This window comes from Microbacterium sp. LMI12-1-1.1 (assembly GCF_040676455.1).
Taxonomy (GTDB): domain Bacteria; phylum Actinomycetota; class Actinomycetes; order Actinomycetales; family Microbacteriaceae; genus Microbacterium.
The window spans coordinates 377838-396188 of the sequence record NZ_JBEGIA010000015.1 but is presented as its reverse complement, the minus strand read 5'-3'; the positions used below and the strand labels follow the sequence as shown (position 1 = coordinate 396188).

14 protein-coding genes are annotated in these 18351 nt (G+C 71.5%); 2 read left to right on the top strand and 12 right to left on the bottom strand.

Going from position 1 to position 18351, the window contains the following annotated elements; genetic code table 11:
• Nucleotide 1: 1 nt before the first annotated feature.
• The 5 genes from hrcA to MRBLMI12_RS15805 form a co-directional block, all read right to left on the bottom strand.
• On the bottom strand, nt 2–1042 hold the full coding sequence (gene hrcA, locus MRBLMI12_RS15825; protein ID WP_363357316.1) for a heat-inducible transcriptional repressor HrcA: 1041 nt from the start codon (nt 1040–1042) through the stop codon (nt 2–4).
• A 137-nt stretch (nt 1043–1179) separates the two neighbouring features.
• Nucleotides 1180–2397 (bottom strand): radical SAM family heme chaperone HemW, encoded by a 1218-nt coding sequence (gene hemW / locus MRBLMI12_RS15820; protein WP_363357315.1) that lies wholly within the window; start codon nt 2395–2397, stop codon nt 1180–1182.
• Between the two features lie 7 nt (nt 2398–2404).
• Entirely contained in the window at nt 2405–3055 is a 651-nt protein-coding gene (locus MRBLMI12_RS15815; protein ID WP_363357314.1) for a DUF1990 family protein, read from the bottom strand.
• Nucleotides 3056–3065: 10 nt separating this feature from the next.
• Nucleotides 3066–4916, bottom strand: a complete 1851-nt coding sequence (gene lepA, locus MRBLMI12_RS15810) for a translation elongation factor 4 (RefSeq protein ID WP_363357313.1) — start codon at nt 4914–4916, stop codon at nt 3066–3068.
• Between the two features lie 105 nt (nt 4917–5021).
• Nucleotides 5022–6164 (bottom strand): pyridoxal phosphate-dependent aminotransferase, encoded by a 1143-nt coding sequence (locus MRBLMI12_RS15805; protein WP_363357312.1) that lies wholly within the window; start codon nt 6162–6164, stop codon nt 5022–5024.
• A gap of 39 nt (nt 6165–6203) precedes the next feature.
• On the opposite strand from MRBLMI12_RS15805, the gene MRBLMI12_RS15800 reads away from it, so the two are divergent.
• The gene (locus tag MRBLMI12_RS15800; protein ID WP_363357311.1) at nt 6204–6929 is read left to right on the top strand and encodes an alpha/beta fold hydrolase; all 726 of its coding nucleotides are present in this window, start codon (nt 6204–6206) and stop codon (nt 6927–6929) included.
• Here the strand turns inward: MRBLMI12_RS15800 and MRBLMI12_RS15795 are convergent.
• Together MRBLMI12_RS15795 and MRBLMI12_RS15790 are read right to left on the bottom strand one after the other, a co-directional pair.
• Nucleotides 6918–8168, bottom strand: coding sequence for an MFS transporter (locus MRBLMI12_RS15795; protein ID WP_363357310.1), 1251 nt, complete (start codon nt 8166–8168; stop codon nt 6918–6920). The two genes, MRBLMI12_RS15800 and MRBLMI12_RS15795, sit on opposite strands and share 12 nt — an antisense overlap.
• A complete protein-coding gene (locus MRBLMI12_RS15790; protein WP_363357309.1) occupies nt 8165–9541 on the bottom strand; it encodes a GH1 family beta-glucosidase in 1377 nt (458 codons plus the stop codon). Before MRBLMI12_RS15790 ends, MRBLMI12_RS15795 begins: the two co-directional genes overlap by 4 nt.
• A 216-nt stretch (nt 9542–9757) precedes the next feature.
• Here MRBLMI12_RS15790 and rpsT point away from each other — a divergent pair, with 216 nt between their 5' ends.
• Nucleotides 9758–10018, top strand: coding sequence for a 30S ribosomal protein S20 (gene rpsT / locus MRBLMI12_RS15785; RefSeq protein ID WP_163617239.1), 261 nt, complete (start codon nt 9758–9760; stop codon nt 10016–10018).
• A gap of 110 nt (nt 10019–10128) precedes the next feature.
• On the opposite strand, the gene holA is transcribed toward rpsT, so the two are convergent.
• From holA to MRBLMI12_RS15760, 5 genes are all read right to left on the bottom strand, one after another.
• A complete protein-coding gene (holA, locus tag MRBLMI12_RS15780) occupies nt 10129–11166 on the bottom strand; it encodes a DNA polymerase III subunit delta (RefSeq protein ID WP_363357308.1) in 1038 nt (345 codons plus the stop codon).
• An 88-nt stretch (nt 11167–11254) separates the two neighbouring features.
• Nucleotides 11255–13642 carry a ComEC/Rec2 family competence protein gene (locus MRBLMI12_RS15775; protein ID WP_363357306.1) on the bottom strand — a complete coding sequence of 796 codons (2388 nt, stop codon included), beginning with the start codon at nt 13640–13642 and terminating at the stop codon, nt 11255–11257.
• Nucleotide 13643: 1 nt separating this feature from the next.
• Complete coding sequence (locus tag MRBLMI12_RS15770; protein ID WP_414686232.1) at nt 13644–14195, bottom strand: ComEA family DNA-binding protein; 552 nt, start codon at nt 14193–14195, stop codon at nt 13644–13646.
• A gap of 157 nt (nt 14196–14352) precedes the next feature.
• Complete coding sequence (gene leuS / locus MRBLMI12_RS15765) at nt 14353–16935, bottom strand: leucine--tRNA ligase (protein WP_404907553.1); 2583 nt, start codon at nt 16933–16935, stop codon at nt 14353–14355.
• 79 nt (nt 16936–17014) lie between these two features.
• Complete coding sequence (locus MRBLMI12_RS15760) at nt 17015–18337, bottom strand: anthranilate synthase component I family protein (RefSeq protein WP_363357303.1); 1323 nt, start codon at nt 18335–18337, stop codon at nt 17015–17017.
• Nucleotides 18338–18351 lie beyond the last annotated feature (14 nt).

The window sequence follows — 18351 nt, the reverse complement described above, 5'->3', positions numbered from 1 at the left end:
GTCAGCGGGAGTTGTCGTCCTGCTCGAGCATCCGCGTGAGGTAGCGCGCGACGGCACGGACCGTCGCGAGGTTCGTGGGGTAGTCCATGCGCGTCGGGCCGAGCACACCGACGCGGGCGAGGGATCCCGTCGCGTCGTAGTCGCTGGCCACGACGGAGGCCTCGGCCAGGCCGAACGCCTCGTTCTCGCGGCCGATGCTCGCGGCGAGACCCTGCTCGTCGGCCACCATCTCGCCCATCAGCCGCAGCAGGGTCACCTGCTCCTCGATCGCCTCGAGGAGGGGGTAGATGCTGCCGCGGAAATCGGATTCGCTCCGCGCGAGGTTCGCGCTGCCGGCCATCACGAGCCTGTCCTGGCGGAACTCCTCGAGCTCTTCGGCGACCGCGCGGATGATCTCGTCCGTCGCTCGCTCGTGCGCGGGTGCCTGCGCATCCGGCACCTCGAGCCGCTCGGCGATGCGCTGGAGCCCCTCGCGGACGGGCCGGCCGACCAGCAGCGTGCCGAGGCGGGCGCGGATGTGCGCGAGGTCGGTGTCGTCGAAGTCCTCTCCGACGAAGGTCAGCCGCTGCGACACGCGGCCGGTGTCGGTGACGACGATCACCAGCATCCGTCCCGCGCCCAGCTGGACCAGCTCGACGTGCGTGACGTTGGCGCGGGCGAACGACGGGTACTGGACGATCGCGACCTGACCGGTGAGCTGCGTGAGGGCGCGCACGGTGCGCACGAGCACGTCGTCGAGATCGCCGGAGCCGTCCAGGAAGGACGCGATGGCCGAGCGCTGCGCCGACGAGAGCGGGCGGATCTCGGCGAGGTGGTCCACGAAGACGCGGTAGCCCTTGTCGGTCGGCACGCGTCCCGACGACGTGTGGGGCGCGACGATGAGCTCCTCGTCTTCCAGCAGAGCCATGTCGTTGCGGATCGTCGCCGCGGATACGCCGAACGCATGCCGCTCGACGATCGTCTTGCTGCCGACCGGCTCACGCGTGTCGACGTAGTCCTGGACGATCGCCCGCAGTACCTGCAGACCTCGCTCGCTGACCATTCCGCCTCCTCACGCTGCTGTCGGCACCAGGGCGTCTGGCACTCGCATGACTGGAGTGCCAATTCTATCCGATGACCCCGTCAGGATCGCCGAACGACGCCGCGCCCGGCGAAGCCGCGGCGGGGCGCCGCGCGTGGTCACTCGGTCAGCGCGCGCACGACGGCGTCCGCCAGCAGGCGTCCCCGTCGCGTCAGCACCACGCGCCCGCGCAACGCCGTCGGACCATCGATGAGGCCGTCCGCGATGAGCGCGGCGACCGCGTGTCGCCCCTCGCCCTGCAGTTCGCCGACCGGGAGCCCTTCCCGGACCCGTGTGCGCAGCAGCACGCTCTCGAGCGCTCGGGCATCGGCATCCGGGGTCTCACGTCCGGCGGCGGGCGACTCGCCCGCGGCCAGCCGCTGCGCGTACGCCGCGGGGTGCTTCACGTTCCAGAACCGCACTCCCCCGATGTGGCTGTGGGCCCCGGGTCCGAAGCCCCACCAGTCCGATCCCACCCAGTACGCGAGGTTGTGCCGAGATCGGTGCGCGGCGTCGCGGGCCCAGTTCGACACCTCGTACCAGTCGAACCCCGCGCCCGCGAGCAGGTCGTCGGCGAGCTCGTACATGTCGGCCTGCAGATCGTCGTCGGGCGCGGCGACCTCGCCGCGGCGGATCTGGCGCGCGAGCTTGGTGCCGTCCTCGATGATCAGGGCATAGGCCGAGATGTGGTCGGGCTCCAGCGCGATGGCGGCCTCGAGCGACGAGTGCCAGTCCGCGAGCGACTCACCGGGAGCGCCGTAGATGAGGTCGACGCTGACGTCGAGACCGGCGTCTCGGGCGGCCGCGACGGCGGTGCGGACGTTCTCGGGGTCGTGCGTGCGATCCAGCGCCGCGAGAACGTGCGGAACGGCGGACTGCATGCCGATCGAGAGCCGGGTGACGCCGGATGCCGCCAGCTCGGCCGCGACCGCCGGCGAGACGGTGTCGGGGTTGGCCTCGACCGTCACCTCGGCGCCCTCGACGATGCCGAAGGTGTCGCGGACGCCGCCGAGCATGCGAGCGAGATCGCCCGGGGGCAGCAGCGTCGGCGTGCCGCCGCCGAAGAACACCGTCGTGGCCGGGCGGTTTCCGCCCGCGCGCTCGAGCACCGGCGCGGCCAGCGCTATCTCGGTCAGGAGCGTGTCGGCGTACTGGTCCTGGCGCGCGCCCCGCAGCTCGGACGCCGTGTACGTGTTGAAGTCGCAGTAGCCGCAGCGGACGCGGCAGAAGGGCACGTGCAGGTACACGCCGAAATCGGTCGCGGGATCGATGCGGATGCCCGACGGGAGCGAGCCGTCCGCGGGAACAGGCTCGCCGAGCGGAAGAGCGGAGCCCATCAGCGGCTCACGCGGGGGTCGTGTAGAGCGGTGAGATGGCGCGCAGGTACCGCGAGAACAGCTCGCGCCGACGGCGCTTGGTGAGCCCGGGCAGCACGCGATAGAGGACCGCGCGCGGCGCATCGAACGCCCGCACCGTGAACCACACCTCGTCGTTGTCGTACCAGTCGAGCATGAACGACTCTTCGCCGCTGACGACCGAGTCGCTCACCGTGCCGAGCGCGAAGCCGACGCGACGGGGCTCCTCCACGGCGAAGATGACACGGAGCTCGGCGTCGGCGCGCAGGCCCTTGACGCGTCCGTCGACGCGGATGGTCGTGCCCGCGCTGACGTACGGCGTGCCGTCCGCGTCGAAGCGCTGCTCAGCCTCCGAGCGGCTGGGCGCGACCGGCGTGCCCTCGGCATCGAAGCTGACGCCCGAGTACATCGGGCCCGATGCGGGGCGCACGTCGCTCAGCTCGAGGCCTGCGCCGCGCTGGGCGGTCCACGACAGCAGCGCTTCGCCGGCGGCACGGAATCTGGCTTCCCCGCTGCCGATGCGCCACGACTGCTCCGCCGGGAGGCTGCGCTCCGGCGGGTAGTGCATCAGATCCGGCGCCTGCGTCGCCCCGACGGCGGCGTAGTCGACGGTGTCGTCACGGAAGGTTCCTCGACGCATGCAGACCAGCCTACTTGGCGCCCTTTCCCTCGACGTCACCCGAGAGCGCGGCGATGAACGCCTCCTGGGGGACCTCGACGCGACCGACCATCTTCATGCGCTTCTTGCCCTCCTTCTGCTTCTCGAGGAGCTTGCGCTTGCGCGTGATGTCGCCGCCGTAGCACTTGGCGAGGACGTCCTTGCGCATGGCGCGGATGTTCTCGCGGGCGATGATGCGCGCGCCGATGGCCGCCTGGATGGGCACCTCGAACTGCTGGCGCGGGATCAGCTTGCGCAGGCGCTCGGTCATCATCGTGCCGTAGGCGTAGGCCTTCTCGCGGTGGACGATCGAGCTGAACGCGTCGACCTTGTCGCCCTGCAGCAGGATGTCGACCTTCACCAGGTCGGCCTCCTGGCTGCCCGCGGGCTCGTAGTCGAGGCTCGCATAGCCCTGCGTCCGGGACTTCAGCTGGTCGAAGAAGTCGAACACGATCTCGCCGAGCGGCATGTTGTAGCGCAGCTCGACGCGCTCCTCGCTGAAGTACTCCATGCCCAGCAGCTGCCCGCGGCGCCCTTGACACAGCTCCATGACGGTGCCGACGTAGTCCTTCGGCAGAAGGATGGCGGCCTTGACGACGGGCTCGCTCACCGTGGCGACCCGGCCGTCGGGGTACTCGCTGGGGTTCGTGACCGTCACCTGCTCGCCGGTGTCGGTGGTGACCTCGTAGATGACGGAAGGTGCGGTCGTGATGAGGTCGAGATCGAACTCGCGCGCGAGGCGCTCGGTGATGATCTCGAGGTGCAGCAGCCCCAGGAAGCCGCAGCGGAAGCCGAAGCCCAGCGCGACCGACGTCTCGGGCTCGTACTGCAGTGAGGCGTCAGAGAGCTTCAGCTTGTCGAGGGCCTCGCGCAGGTCGCCGTAGTCGCTGCCGTCGATCGGGTAGACGCCCGAGAAGACCATCGGCTTGGGATCGGTGTAGCCCGCGAGCGCGTCGACGGCGGGCTTGCGCGCGGTGGTGATGGTGTCGCCCACCTTGGACTGGCGGACGTCCTTCACACCGGTGATGAGGTAGCCGACCTCGCCGACGCCGAGCCCCCTCGTCGGGACGGGTTCGGGACTCGACACGCCGATCTCGAGGAGGTCGTGCGTGGCCTTCGTCGACATCATCTGGATGCGCTCGCGCGGCTCCAGCTTGCCGTCGACCATGCGGACGTAGGTCACCACACCGCGGTAGGAGTCGTACACGGAGTCGAAGATCATGGCGCGGGCGGGGGCATCCGCGTTCCCCTTGGGTGCCGGGATCTGCTCGACGATGCGGTCGAGGAGAGTCTCGACGCCCATCCCGGTCTTTCCCGACACGCGCAGCACATCGTCGGGCGAGCCGCCGATGAGGTTCGCGAGCTCGGCGGCGAACTTGTCGGGGTCGGCCGCAGGCAGGTCGATCTTGTTGAGCACGGGGATGATGTGCAGGTCGTTCTCGAGCGCCAGGTACAGGTTCGCGAGCGTCTGCGCCTCGATGCCCTGCGCCGCGTCGACGAGCAGGATCGCGCCCTCGCACGCCGCGAGCGACCGCGAGACCTCGTACGTGAAGTCGACGTGGCCGGGCGTGTCGATCATGTTCAGCGCGAACGTCTGGTCGCCGGTCGCCCACGGCATCCGCACCGCCTGCGACTTGATCGTGATGCCGCGCTCGCGCTCGATGTCCATGCGGTCGAGGTACTGCGCACGCATGTCGCGGTCGGAGACGACGCCGGTGATCTGCAGCATGCGGTCGGCCAACGTGGACTTGCCGTGGTCGATGTGGGCGATGATGCAGAAGTTGCGGATCAGCTCGGGCGGCGTGGCGGAGGGCTCGAGGGGCTTCAGGGCGCGGGGTGACATGTCCAGACGATTGTACGGGTGCGGGATGCCGAGACTCTGCGCGTCGCCAGGCTGTGGCGGCGGGGCGCCCGGCGAGCGGGCTCCGCGCACCGCGACCGGCGCGCGTCAGGCGGGTGCGGGCAATCGGCTCAGGCCCTCGAGCAGTTCGCCTCGGTCGCTGGCCACGCAGACGCGGATCCAGCCCTCCCCCGATGCGCCGAACGCGCTCCCGGGCGCGACGGCGACGCCCTGTTCGTCGAGGAATCGCTCGCACCACGCCATGACATCGCCCTGCGAGACGTGCGAGACGTCGATCCACAGGTAGAACGCGCCGGTGGGTGCGAGGTGGCGCAGTCCCCGCGCCGACAGCAGCGCCGTCGCGGCGGCGAGATTGTCGCGGTAGTGCGCAGCGCTCTGCGACACGGCGCCCTGGTCGCCGGTGAGCGCCTCGGCCGCGGCCCGCTGCGCCGGCTCGTCGACGCAGCTGACGACGGACTCCTGCACGCGCAGCATCGTCTGCCGCCAACCGGGAGGGGTGACGAGCCAGCCGACGCGGGCGCCCGTCATCGCGTACGTCTTCGACATCGAGAAGACCGAGAGCACCCGACCGTCGCGATCCAGCGTCGCCGGACTCACGTGCGGGGCCCCCCATGTGAAGCGCTCGTACACCTCGTCGCTGAGGAGCCACAGATCGTGCCGCTCCGCCAGCGAGATGAGCGCCTCCAGCGTCGGACGATCGAAGGTCGAGCCCAGCGGGTTGGAGGGCGTGTTCACGATGAGCGCACGCGTGCGCGGCGTGACGAGCGACTCGAGCTCCGCGAGATCCGGCTGGAAGTCGCGCTCCGGACGCAGCGGGTAGGGCACGGGCACGGCCTGCAGCAGGTGGGCGTTCATCGTGAACGTGGTGTAGCCGGGATCCGGCACCAGCACCTCTTCGCCGTGCGACAGCGCGAGTGCCATCGCGAGGTGCAGCGCCTGCGTGGCGCCGACGGTGACCCAGATCTGCTCCGTGTCGACATCGAGGCCGTTCTCACGCGCGAGCTTGCCGCGGATCGCCTCTCGCAGGGCAGGGATACCGCCATTGGGCGTGTAGCGGATGGCGCCGGCCCGCCAGGCGTCCGCCGCGGCATCCCGGATCCGGCCGGCTGCGACCTCGCCCGGCTCGCCGACCGCGAGGATGATCGTGCCGGGCCGTCGCAGCGCACGCTCGAGGATGTGGCGCACTCCCGAGCCGGGCATGTGCGCGATGTGCGGGGCGATCTCGGGCATGCCGCCATGCTAGGCGGCGCCCCCGGCTAGCCTGTCGTCATGGTGGTGCAGGTCGTGCTCGTCCACGGCATCCGGACGTCCGCCACCATGTGGCGCGCCCAGGTCGACTACCTGACCGCGCGCGGCACGCCGGTCACGGCCGTCGACCTGCCCGGCCACGGATCGCGCATGGCCGAGGACTTCACCCTCGAATCGGCCATGATGACGATCGACGAGGCGGTGCGCGCAGCCGCCGAGCGCGGACCGGTCCTCCTCGTGGGGCACTCGATGGGAGGGCTGCTGTGCATCGAGTACGCGGGTGCGGAGGATCCGCCGCCCGTCGCGGGCTTCGTCGCGGCATCCTGCACCGCGATACCGCGCGGTGTGGGACTCGCCGCCTATCGCGTGCTCGCGCGCGGATTCGACTCGCTGCCCGATCGCGGGATGTGGCTGACGAATCGCATGCTCGATCGCATCCTTCCCGATGAGACCCGCGCCGACTTCGGCGCCGGCGGCTATGCCCTGGACGCGCAGGACATCGCGCTGCGCAGCCTCTCGGTTCTGGATCTGCTCGCCGCCCTCCACCGCATCGACGTGCCGCTGTGGTTCGTCAACGGGCAGTACGACCAGCTCCGCGTGAACGAGAAGCTGTTCATGCGCATCGCGCAGCACGCCGAGCTCGTCGTCGTCCCCCGCACCACCCACCACGTCACCGTGATGCGCCCGCGCGTGTTCGACGCGCTCCTCGAGGTGGCTCTGACGACCCTGGAGTCGTCAGACGGCTGACGTCGTGCGATCGCGTGCACGGATCGCGTATGTCATGAACCCGCCGATGATCGACAGGATGCCGCCCACCAGGAAGAGCAGCCAGAAGCCGCCGACGAGCGCCACCAGCCCGGCGCCGAGAAGCGGGCCGATGAGCTGCCCCAGGCTCGCCGAGACGTTGACGAAACCCAGGTCGCGGGCGTGGTCCTCCGCGTAAGGCAGCAGGTCGGTGCCCAGCGCCAGACTCACCGACATGTACGCCCCGTAGCCGACGCCGAGGAGCGCCGCGGCGATCATCGCCGAGGTGAGCGACGGCGCCACGACGAGGATGATCGACGCGAGCCCCTGGATCACGGCCGGCCACACCACGAACGGGAGACGGCGGCCGGTGCGGTCGGAGATCCAGCCCGACACGATCGACGAGACGACGACGAACAGCGTGTACACGAGGATCAGCAGCAGCAGCTCGTCTTCGGCGGTCGCGGCATCCCGGTGCAGCCCGTAGAGCAGGAAGAACAGCAGCAGCCCGGTTCCGAGCGCATTGCCGATGTTCACCGTCAGACGTCCTGCGAGCAGCCAGGCGAAGTCGCGGTCGCGCAGCGCGGCGAGGCGCTCGCGCAGCGTCCTGACCTCCCGCGCCACAGCCACCTCCGCACGCGCGGGCGGATCGGGAAGGAGCAGCGCCGCGACGGTGCCGACGACGGCGAGGAAGCCGGCCAGAGCGAGGTAGCCGACGACGACCCCGAGCTCCAGGAGCACGATGACACCCACCCCGACGACGATCCCGAGCGCCTGCGAGGACGAGACGGCCGCGGATGCCGCGCCTCGCTGAGTCGTCAGCTGGTCGGCGATCAGTGCGGTGAAGGCCGCCGAGGCGACGGCGACGCCCACCGAGACGCCGACCCACGCGAGTCCCACGCCCCACGGGCCCGACGCGAAGGCGATGGCCGTGAGCGACGCCGTGCCGAGCCAGACGCCGCCGAGCGCCCAGGGCCGCCGGCGCCCCCATCGTCCGCGCGTACGGTCGGACAGGCCACCTGCGAGCGGGGCGGCGATGACACCCGCGACGCCGCCGATCGCGAGGACGAGTCCCGACGAGACCACCCCGGACACCCAGCCCGCGGCGTCGTCGGGAGTGTCGAGCTGCAGCGGTATGAGCAGCTGCAGCGGGGTCAGCTGCACCGTCCACAGCGCGAGCCACGCCAGGGTGAAGAGCGTGAACCAGCTTGCGCCGACCTTGCCGCGCTGCCGCGTGCTCACGAGCGCGCCTCGGCGATGAGCGCCCGGTACCAGTCGAACGAGGTCTTCGGTGTGCGCTTGGCCGTGTCGAAGTCGACGTGCACCAGCCCGAATCGCTGCGACCACCCGTCGGCCCACTCGAAGTTGTCCAGCAGTGACCACACCGTGTACTCGCGGACGTCGACGCCCGCGCGCACGGCGGCGCCGACGGCGTCGATGTGGCCTGCCAGATACGCGATGCGCTCGGCATCGTCGACGGGGCCGTCGACGTGGGCGGGCTCGGGGAACGAGGCGCCGTTCTCACCGATCACGAGGGGAGGAAGGCGATCGCCATAGCGGTCGCGGAAGCCGAGCAGAAGCTCCGTGAGCGAGGCGGGCACGATGGGCCACTCCGGTCCGAACCCGGTGACGGGTGCGCCCGGTGTGGGCACGATCTCGAAGGGGACGGGGCTGCCCGGCGCCGCGGCCGCGATCGTCGTCGGATTGTAGAAGTTGATGCCGTAGAAGTCCCCGGGTGCGGAGATGACCTCGAGATCGCCGTCTTCCACCGGCATCGGCGGGATGCCGAACGCCTCCAGGTCCGGGTACGCCCCGGTGAGAACCGGCTCGGCGAAGACGCGGTTGTGGAGGACGTCGTACACCGCGGCCGCGGTGAGGTCGGCATCCGTCCCGCTCGCGGGAAGCACCAGCGTGTGGTTGTTGACGATGCCGACCTCCTCCGCACCGGCGGCCCGCAGCGCGCGCTCGGCCAGACCGTGGGCGAGAAGCTGATGGTGCACGGTGGGCAGCGAGCCGAACAGCAGCTGACGCCCTGGCGCCAGTGTGCCGACGGCATAGCCCTGCAGCGACGTGGAGACGGGTTCGTTGAGCGTGTACCAGTGACGGATGCGGTCGCCGAGAGCCTCGGCGACGATCCCGGCGTACTCGCCGAAGCGCTGCGCAGTGTCGCGCGACAGCCATCCGCCTGCCTCTTCCAGCACGCTCGGCAAGTCCCAGTGGTACAGCGTCGCGAACGGCGTGACGCCGGCGTCGAGAAGATCGTCGGCGAGGCGGCGGTAGTAGTCGAGTCCCGCCTGCAGGACGGGGCCGCCCGCTTCGGGCTGCACCCGCACCCATGAGATCGAGAAGCGGTAGCGGTCGACCCCGAGTCCGGCGAGCAGCGCGACGTCTTCGCGGTGCCGCCGGTAGCTGTCGGGGCCGGGGTCCGCCGTCGCGGCGTCCCGGACGGCGCCGGGAGCGTCGACGAAGTCGTCCCAGATCGACCGTCCGCGTCCGTCGGCGGCACGCGAGCCCTCCACCTGGAACGCGGCGGTCGCCGCGGACCACCGGAAGCCCGGCGGGAACGGTGCGAGGTCGACGGACGGATGCTGCGGCACGGTGGACTCCTTCGTCATGGACGCACGCCTCGGGTGCACGCACCCACGCCTAGATCATGCATCATCGCGCCGCTGCCGCATGCACGCAGGCGGGCGTCAATGGGATGCCGACCGACCTGATAGAATCCTTGTTTGGCTTGCGTGTGGGTTCGCCCTCACGACCGTCGCGAAGCGCCCCTCTCTCGCTGACCGGCACATCCATCCGATTCCCTTCGAACGAAAGAACGTCGACACGTGGCGAACATCAAGTCGCAGATCAAGCGCAACAAGACCAACGAGAAGGCGCGCGAGCGCAACAAGGCCGTCAAGAGCGAGCTGAAGACGCACGTCCGTCGCACCCGCGAGGCGATCGCTGCGGGCGACAAGGCCGCCGCCGAGAAGGCGCTGGGCACGGCGTCCAAGAAGCTCGACAAGGCCGTCAGCAAGGGCGTCATCCACAAGAACCAGGCGGCGAACCGCAAGTCGGCCATCGCCAAGCAGGTCTCCGCGCTCTGAGCCTTCGACACGCTCTGCGACCGTGAGGTCGCCGCCGGCGCGAGATCGCCTGCTGAGCATCGGTCGAGAAGGCCCGTCCCGTCAGGGGCGGGCCTTTCGCGTACCCGCGTTCAAGCGCCGTACGGCGCGCGGGTCGCGATGACCGTGATCATGCGCTCGATAGCGAAGACCGCATCACGAGAGCCGCCCTTGACCTCGGCATCCGCCCTCGCCGTCGCCTGGATCGCGCGACCCAGGCTCTCTTCGTTCCACCCAATCAGATCGCGGCGGGCGCGATCGACCTGCCAGTCCTTCATGCCCAGCCGGGCGGCGAGGGCCGCCGAGGGCTCGCGGTTGCCCGCTACCCGCGCCATGGTCCGCAGCTTCATCGCGACCGCTGCGACCAGTGGGACGGGGTCGGCACCCGAGGCGAGCGCGTGGCGGAGTGCGATGAGCGCCTCGCCGTAGCGGCCGGCGATCGCCGTGTCGGCGACCGTGAACGCCGACGTCTCGACGCGACCGCCGTAGTAGCGTTCGACGATCTGGTCGGTGATGTCGCCGGGAACGTCGGCGATCAGCTGCTGGCACGCCGCGGCGAGCTCGGTGAGGTCGTCGGCGAACGCCGAGACGAGAGCGCGCAGGGCGGTGGGGGCGATGCGCTTCTTGGCGGCCTGGAACTCCCCTACGGCGAAGTCGAAGCGGTCGGAATCGCGCTTGACGGCAGGACACGCGATCTCCACACCGGAGCCCTGTCCGGCGCGGATCGCGTCGAGCAGCTTCTTGCCTCGGACGCTCGCACCGGTGTGACGCAGCACCACGGTGGCGCCGTCCTGTGGCGCCGAGAGGTAGGAGACGGCTTCGGCCAGGAAGGTGTCGGAGCACTTCTCCACGCCGCTCACGCGCACGAGCCGCGGCTCGCCGAACAGCGACGGCGACGTGACGCCCAGAAGGGTTCCCGCGGCGTAGTCGTCGGCGCGGATGTCGGAGACCTCGAGCGTCGGATCCTCGGCGCGCAGGTATTCCCGCACCCCCGCGATCGCGCGCTCGGCGCAGACCTCTTCGGGACCGGACACCAGCACGATCGGCGCGGGCTGTGGCGCCCGCCAGGACAGCTGGGGAATGGCGCTGCGTGCCGCCTTCGCGGGTGCTCGGCGAGCGGGAGAAGCCATTCCCCCAGCCTACCGACGACCACCGACGGCGGTCGTCGGCGGCAGCTGCTGCGGCGGCGGCCGTGAGCGTCGCCGGGAACACCGGCGCTCAGCCGCCGCGCTCGCGCCAGATCGCGACGGCTCCTTCCGACGACCAGAGCGCGATCGCGCCGTCCTGGTCGGTGCGTGCGATGCGCGCGCCCACAGCGTCGAGGATCGCGAGCGTCTCTTCTCTCGGGTGGTCGTAGTCGTTGTCGGTCCCGACCGTGACGAGCGCCACGGCGGGCTGGGCGGCGACGTACAACGCGGCATCCTGGTCTCCACTGCCGTGATGGGCGACCTTGACGATCGCGTACGGCGGGGCGAGCGCGCCGGATGCCGTGAGCACGCGCTGCGGCGACGCGGACAGGTCGCCGAGCGCCAGCGTGGGCGGGATGCCGCCGCCGCGCACGTCGACGACGACGCTGGCGTCGTTGCCCTCCGGGAACGCCCGGCTGCCGGGCTTCGGCCAGAGCACACGCCACCGGGCCGCGCCGAGCGAGCCGGTGAGGCCCGCGGATGCCTCGGTCGCCCGCGCTCCCTGCGCCGTCAGCGCGGTGATCTGGGCCCTGCCCTCGGCGTCGCCGGGACCGTGGAGGACGGTGCCGACCCGGCCGCGCACGGCGGCGAGTCCGCCGATGTGGTCCAGGTCGTAGTGGGTGAGCACGAGCAGGTCGATGCGCTCGATCCCGGCGCGGGAGAGACAGGCGGCGAGTGGCTCGGGATCGGGCCCCGTGTCGATGAGCGCGACGGCGCCGGCCGAGCGGAGCAGCACCGCGTCGCCCTGGCCGACGTCGCAGGCGAGCACCGCCCAGTCGCGGGGCAGCGTCCACCGGCCGGCGATCGAGCTGAGCGCGCCTGCGCCCAGCGCCGCGCCGGTGACCACGGCCACGAGGCAGACGGATCCGGCCCGAGCCAGCCGCTGTGCGCGCGACCCGCCGCGTCCCCGTGCGATGACGAGCCCGATCGCGAGCCCGAGGATCGCCAGGGCCGCCGCTCCCGGCCACCCTTCGAGCCACGGCAGCGCGTCGCCGGGCAGGCCGGCGGTCGTGGTCGCGGTCGCGGCGATCCAGGATGCCGGCACCCACGCGAGAGCCGCCAGACCGGACTGCAGCCACGGGAGTGGTGCGGCAAGGCATGCGGCGAGGCCGAGCACCGTCGCCACCGGCGCCGCGGGACCTGCCAGGAGGTTCGCGAGCACACCGTATACGGGAACAGTCGGCTCGATGAGGATCAGCAGGGGTCCGCACGCGAGCTGGGCGGCGAGCGGCACGGCCACTGCCAGCGCGAGGGGGCGGGGAACGGCGCGAGCGAGGCCTGCAGCGAGCGGCCGCGCGCACAGCAGCAAGGCGGCCGTTGCGGCGGCCGAGAGCGCGAAGCCGAGCGAGGCCGCGAGCCACGGATCGATGACCAGCAGCACCGTCGCGGCCGTGGAAAGGAGCGCGATGCCGACCCCGGCACGGCCGAGCAGCACCGCGAGCATCGCGATGGCGGCCATGGCGGCGGCGCGGATCACGCTGGGCTCCGGCGTGACGAGCACCACGAAGCCCACGAGCACCGCGAGACCGCTCGCGACGCGCAGACCCCGGGAAGCACCGCATGCCGCGGCCAGGGCGAAGGCCATGCCGACGACGAGCGCGCAGTTCGCGCCCGACACGGCCGTGAGGTGCGACAGCGACGCCGCCTTCATCGCCGCGTCGAGCGCCGGCGACACGATCGAGGTGTCGCCGACCGCCAGACCCGGCACGAGGCCGGCGCCCACGCCGGGCAGCCCTGCCACGGCGCGGAGGAGCCCGTGGCGCAGGCCCGCGGCCACGGCGGTGGGACCCTCCGGTGCGTGCACGACGTCGACGCCGCGGGAGGCCCACAGCACGATCACCGACCGCCCGGCGGGACGGCCGGGTGCCGCTGTGCCGCGGGCGTCGACCGCGGCGCCGACGTCGAGCTGCCCGAGACGATCCACGTCGTCGATGGCGACGCGCACGGTGATCTCGACGTCGGCCGCATGCGTCTCGGTGCCGGTCGCGAACCGCGAGGCACGGGCATCGAACGCGAGCGTGCCGTCGGCACGGCGCTCGACCTTCCCGACGACCTGCGCGCGCACGTCGACGGCACGTCCGCCGTCGAGCGCCAGATCGGCGATGCTCGCGCGCTCAGGCTGGGTCCAGGCGACATGGGAGGCGGCTGCCGCGGATGCGGCGGCGGCGAGCACCGTGACGACGAGGGCACGGCGCAGCGCGTTGTGCGGCATCCGGAGCAGTCCCGGCCCCCGCGCAGAGCGAGGGCGGGACCCCGCACGGACGCTCAGGGTCAGGACGGCGACGGCGGCCAGCGCGACGATCGCCCACAGGGCGAGGGCGATCCAGGGCGCGACGGCGGGAGCGAGTGTCGCAGCACCGGCCGCCGCCCAGCACAGTGCGGCGACGGGTACCAGTCTGAGTGCCCCAGCGCGCGGCATCTCACACCGTCACGAGGTCGCGGAGGGACTCCAGCATCTTGTCGCCGATGCCCGGCACGGCGAGGAGGTCTTCGATGCTGGTGAAGCCGCCGTTGTCGTCGCGCCACGCGAGGATGCGCTCGGCGAGGGCGGGCCCGATGCGCGGCAGCGTCTCGAGCAGCGCGGCATCCGCGGTATTGAGGTCGACCCGACCGTCGGCGGGTGCAGCGGCAGACGCGCCGACCGGCGGCGCCTCGCCCTCGCGGGGCACGGGCAGCTGTTCGCCGTCGTCGAGCGTCCGCGCGAGGTTCACCGCGTCGCGGTCGGCGTCGTCGGCGAAGCCGCCCGCCGCCGCGACGGCATCGACGACGCGGGCGCCGGCGGGCAGCACGTACAGTCCGGGAACCCGCACCGCTCCCGACACGTGCACGTAGAGGTCGGCCCTGGTCGTGGCGGCCGCGGCCGGCGTCTGGTCGACGACGACCTCGTCGACCGGCGCCAGCGCACCGCGCAGGATGCCGATGCCGACCGTGATCGCCAGCGCCGCGATCACCAGCACGACGACGGCGCCGATCCCGATACGACGCCGCGCCGCGGAGGGATGGCCAGCGGGCGGCTCGTCGCGGTCACCGGCTGTCACCGGACTCACGCTAAGCGGCCGGTCGCAGCCGGGCGGCGCGCTGGCGCAGGGATGTGGACTTTCCCCGGCGCGACCTTCCTGGGGAGGAGGGTCAGTGCGTGCTGAAGCTCACGACCTTGGGCGGCCGCACGACGGTGCGCGTGATCTCACGGTCGCCGAGGGCACGGAGGACCTTCGCGTCCGCGCGGGCGAGACGCTCGAGCTCCGCAGCATCGATGCGGGCGGCGACCTGCAGGGTTCCGCGCACCTTGCCGTCGACCTGGACGATCGCCGTCACGCTCTCCTCGACGAGCAGAGTCGGGTCGGCGTTGCGCCACGGCACGAGGCCGACGAAGCCGTCGTAGCCGAGGATCTGCCACATCTCCTCCGCCAGATGCGGCGCGAACAGATCGAGGATCATCGCAGTGGCCTCGGCGGCCTCGCGCACCGCAGGGTCCGCCGGGCCTGCGCCGGTGTCGATCACCTTGCGCGTCGCGTTGACGAGTTCCATGAGGCGCGCCACGACGACGTTGAACTTCGTCTGCTCGACGAGGCCGGGAGCGTCCGCGAGCAGGCGGTGCGTCACGCGGCGCAGCGACGCATCGCCCTCCGCCCAGACGACGTCGGGGTCGCTCGTGACATCCGTGGCCACGCGCCACGCGCGCGCCAGGAACTTCTGGGCCCCGGTGGTCGACACGTCCTCCCAGTTGATGTCGTCCTCGACCGGGCCGGCGAAGGCGATCGCGACGCGCACGGCGTCGGCGCCCGGATCGACCATGCTCGACGCGAACTCGACCAGGTTGCCCTTGGACTTCGACATCTTCGAGCCGTCCAGGAGGACCATGCCCTGGTTGATCAGGCTGGAGAAGGGCTCGGTGAAGTCGATCAGCCCCATGTCGAAGAGGACCTTGGTGATGAAGCGCGCGTACAGCAGGTGCAGGATCGCGTGCTCGACGCCGCCGATGTACGAATCCACCGGCGCCCAGCGGTCCGCCTCGCGCGACGAGAACGCCTCGTCGGCGTCCTTCGGCGCGAGGAACCGCAGGAAGTACCACGAGCTGTCGACGAACGTGTCCATCGTGTCGGGGTCGCGCAGGGCGGGCTCGCCCGTCTCGGGGTCGGTCGTCTGCATCCACTCGGTCGCGCCGCCGAGCGGCGACGTCCCCTTCGGCGCGAGGTCGAGCCCCTGCGCGTCGGGCAGGCGCAGCGGCAGCTGGTCCGCGGGGACGGGGACGATGCGGCCGTCCTCGGTGTGGACCATCGGGATGGGGGTGCCCCAGAAGCGCTGACGCGAGATGAGCCAGTCGCGCAGGCGGTAGGACTTCGCCGCGCGGCCCGTGCCGGCGGCTGCGAGCTGCTCGATGATGCGCGCGATCGCGTTCCGCTTCGACAGGCCGTCGAGCGAGCCTGAGTTGATCAGCCGGCCCTCGCCGGTGAGCGCGATACCGGTGCGGGCGGGATCGATGTCGGACAGCGAATCGAGCGGGCCCGGATCGATCGGCACTCCGTCGTCGTCGAGCTCGATGACCGGGATGGCGCCGGTGATCGGCGCGGTGGTGTCGACCACGACCTTGACCGGAAGGTCGAAGGCGCGGGCGAAGTCGAGGTCGCGCTGATCGTGCGCGGGGACGGCCATCACGGCGCCGTGGCCGTAGTCGGCGAGCACGTAGTCGGCGGCCCAGATCGGCAGGCGGTCGCCGTTGATGGGGTTGATCGCGAACCGGTCGAGGAAGACGCCGGTCTTGGGGCGGTCGGTGCTCTGGCGCTCGATCTCGGTCTCGCGCTGGACGCTCTCGAGGTAGTCCTGGAAGCGCATGCGCACCTCCGCCGACGAGCCGGCGGCCAGTTCGGCGGCCAGGTCGCTGTCGGGGGCGACGACCATGAAGGTCGCGCCGTGCAGCGTGTCAGGGCGCGTCGAGAAGACCGTGACCTTGTCGGCGCGGCCCTCGATCTCGAAGTCGATATCGGCGCCCACCGAGCGGCCGATCCAATTCCGCTGCATGCGGATGACCTTCTGGGGCCAGAACCCCTCGAGCTGGTTGAGATCGTCCAGCAGCCGGTCCGCGTACTCGGTGATCTTGAAGTACCACTGCGTGAGCTTCTTCTTGATCACCTCCGCGCCGCACCGCTCGCAGTGTCCGTCGACGACCTGCTCGTTGGCGAGCACGGTCTGGTCGTTGGGGCACCAGTTGACCGGGCTCTCCTTGCGGTACGCCAGCCCGCGCTCGTAGAGGCGCTGGAACAGCCACTGGTTCCAGTGGTAGTACTCCGGGTCGCTGGTGTGGAGGATGCGGCTCCAGTCGTACGACGAGCCGTACTCGCGGAAGCTCTTCTTGTGCTGCTCGATGTTCGCGTAGGTCCACTCGCGCGGGTCGGCGCCGCGCTGGATGGCCGCGTTCTCAGCGGGCAGGCCGAACGAGTCCCATCCGATCGGGTTCAGCACGTTGTAGCCGCGGTGGCGCCAGAACCGCGCCACGATGTCGACGTAGGCGTAGCTCTCGGCGTGCCCCATGTGCAGGTCGCCCGACGGGTACGGGAACATCCCGAGCACGTACTTCCGCGGACGCGTGTCGTCGGCCCCGCCGGCGCGGAACGGGTCGGCCTCGGCCCAGCGCGCCTGCCACTTCTGCTGGATCGAGTACGCGTCGTAGCCCTCGGCGGGCGCAGAGGTGACGGAGGTGTCGGTGTGACTCACGAGGGAAGAACCAATCATGGGATGCCGGGAAGCGCGCGCAGCGCGCGAAGCGCGTCTACCAGGTTAGCGGAACGGCGGTTCACCAGCCTGGCGGGAGCGCTGCCCCCAACGCGGCGAGGGGCGCGCGCGCCTTGACGCCGACCTCGGCGACCTCGGCCGCGGCATCCGATCGCCAGGTGATGCCGCCCCCGGCGCCGACATAGGCGCTGTCGCGACGGACGACGATCGAGCGGATCACCATGGCGAGGTCGAGCCCGCCGTCGTCGCCGATCCAGCCGAAGCAGCCCGAGAACACGCCGCGCGGCGCCGCTTCGAGGCCGTGCAGGATCGTCATCGCCGAGAGCTTGGGGGCTCCGGTCATGGAGCCTGCGGGAAAGGTCGCCTCGAGCAGCTCGCCCACCGTCGTTCCCGGTGCCAGGCGGCCCGACACCGTGCTGACGAGCTGATGCACGGCGGGGTACGACTCGACCTCGAGGAGCGCGTCGACGCCGACGGTTCCAGGCAGGCACACACGGGAGAGGTCGTTGCGCATGAGGTCGACGATCATGACGTTCTCAGCGCGCTCCTTCTCGCTGGCGCGCAACTCGTCGGCCAGCGCGGTATCGCTCGCCGGATCCGGGCCGCGCGGCCGCGTCCCCTTGATCGGCCGGGTGCGGACGACGCCGGCGCCCTCGCCGCTCGACGCCACGTGCAGGAAGCGCTCGGGGCTGGCACTGAGGAGCGCGATCTCCCCCGAGCGCACGAAGCCGCCGTGGTGCGCGGGAGTCGCTCGCCGCAGGCGCCCGTACGCCTCGAGCGGATCCACGGATGCCGGGACCTCGAACCGGGTCGTCAGACACAGCTGGTAGGCGTCGCCCTCGCGAATCGCGTCGCGGCACCGCTCGATGAGCCCCGCGTACTCGTCCGGTGTGTGCCGCGCGCTCGCGACTCCCCGGTCGAGGGCCGGCACCGGCTCCGGCGGCGGAGCGGAGGCGGCGGTGATCGCCGCCGCCAACCCCGGGAGGTCGTCCGGCGATGCGAAGACGTAGATCTGCTGCGCGCCGTGGTCGAACGCGACCAGGCGGCGCACTCGCAGCCAGAGGTCCTGGGGCACGCCGTCGGCGTCGTGGGACGACGGCGCGCCCGCCCGCGCGGCCGCGTCGTCGTAGCCGGTCCAGCCGACCCACCCGCCGTGGAACGGGACGGTGTGTCCTTCGACGTCGCCGGACTCGCCGCTGCACACGGTGGCCGTGGCGAGTAGCGCGTCATCGGGCGTGCCGGTGCCCATCCAGCTCCAGCCGTCGGCGGCGCCGGGTCCGGCATCCAGCCAGAAGGCGTGTGTCTCCTGCGCGAACACGGCGGCGAAAGCGGATGCCGGATCCACCCACTGCGCGACGTGCGCGGCGGCGAGGCTCTCCGACATGTTCCCAGGTTAGA

What these genes read in the sequence shown, in the direction of transcription:
- hrcA (WP_363357316.1), bottom strand. Translation starts at nt 1,042, where the DNA reads ATGGTCAGCGAGCGAGGTCTGCAGGTACTGCGGGCGATCGTCCAGGAC.
- hemW (WP_363357315.1), bottom strand. Translation starts at nt 2,397, where the DNA reads ATGGGCTCCGCTCTTCCGCTCGGCGAGCCTGTTCCCGCGGACGGCTCG.
- MRBLMI12_RS15815 (WP_363357314.1), bottom strand. Translation starts at nt 3,055, where the DNA reads ATGCGTCGAGGAACCTTCCGTGACGACACCGTCGACTACGCCGCCGTC.
- lepA (WP_363357313.1), bottom strand. Translation starts at nt 4,916, where the DNA reads ATGTCACCCCGCGCCCTGAAGCCCCTCGAGCCCTCCGCCACGCCGCCC.
- MRBLMI12_RS15805 (WP_363357312.1), bottom strand. Translation starts at nt 6,164, where the DNA reads ATGCCCGAGATCGCCCCGCACATCGCGCACATGCCCGGCTCGGGAGTG.
- MRBLMI12_RS15800 (WP_363357311.1), top strand. Translation starts at nt 6,204, where the DNA reads ATGGTGGTGCAGGTCGTGCTCGTCCACGGCATCCGGACGTCCGCCACC.
- MRBLMI12_RS15790 (WP_363357309.1), bottom strand. Translation starts at nt 9,541, where the DNA reads ATGACGAAGGAGTCCACCGTGCCGCAGCATCCGTCCGTCGACCTCGCA.
- holA (WP_363357308.1), bottom strand. Translation starts at nt 11,166, where the DNA reads ATGGCTTCTCCCGCTCGCCGAGCACCCGCGAAGGCGGCACGCAGCGCC.
- MRBLMI12_RS15775 (WP_363357306.1), bottom strand. Translation starts at nt 13,642, where the DNA reads ATGCCGCGCGCTGGGGCACTCAGACTGGTACCCGTCGCCGCACTGTGC.
- MRBLMI12_RS15760 (WP_363357303.1), bottom strand. Translation starts at nt 18,337, where the DNA reads ATGTCGGAGAGCCTCGCCGCCGCGCACGTCGCGCAGTGGGTGGATCCG.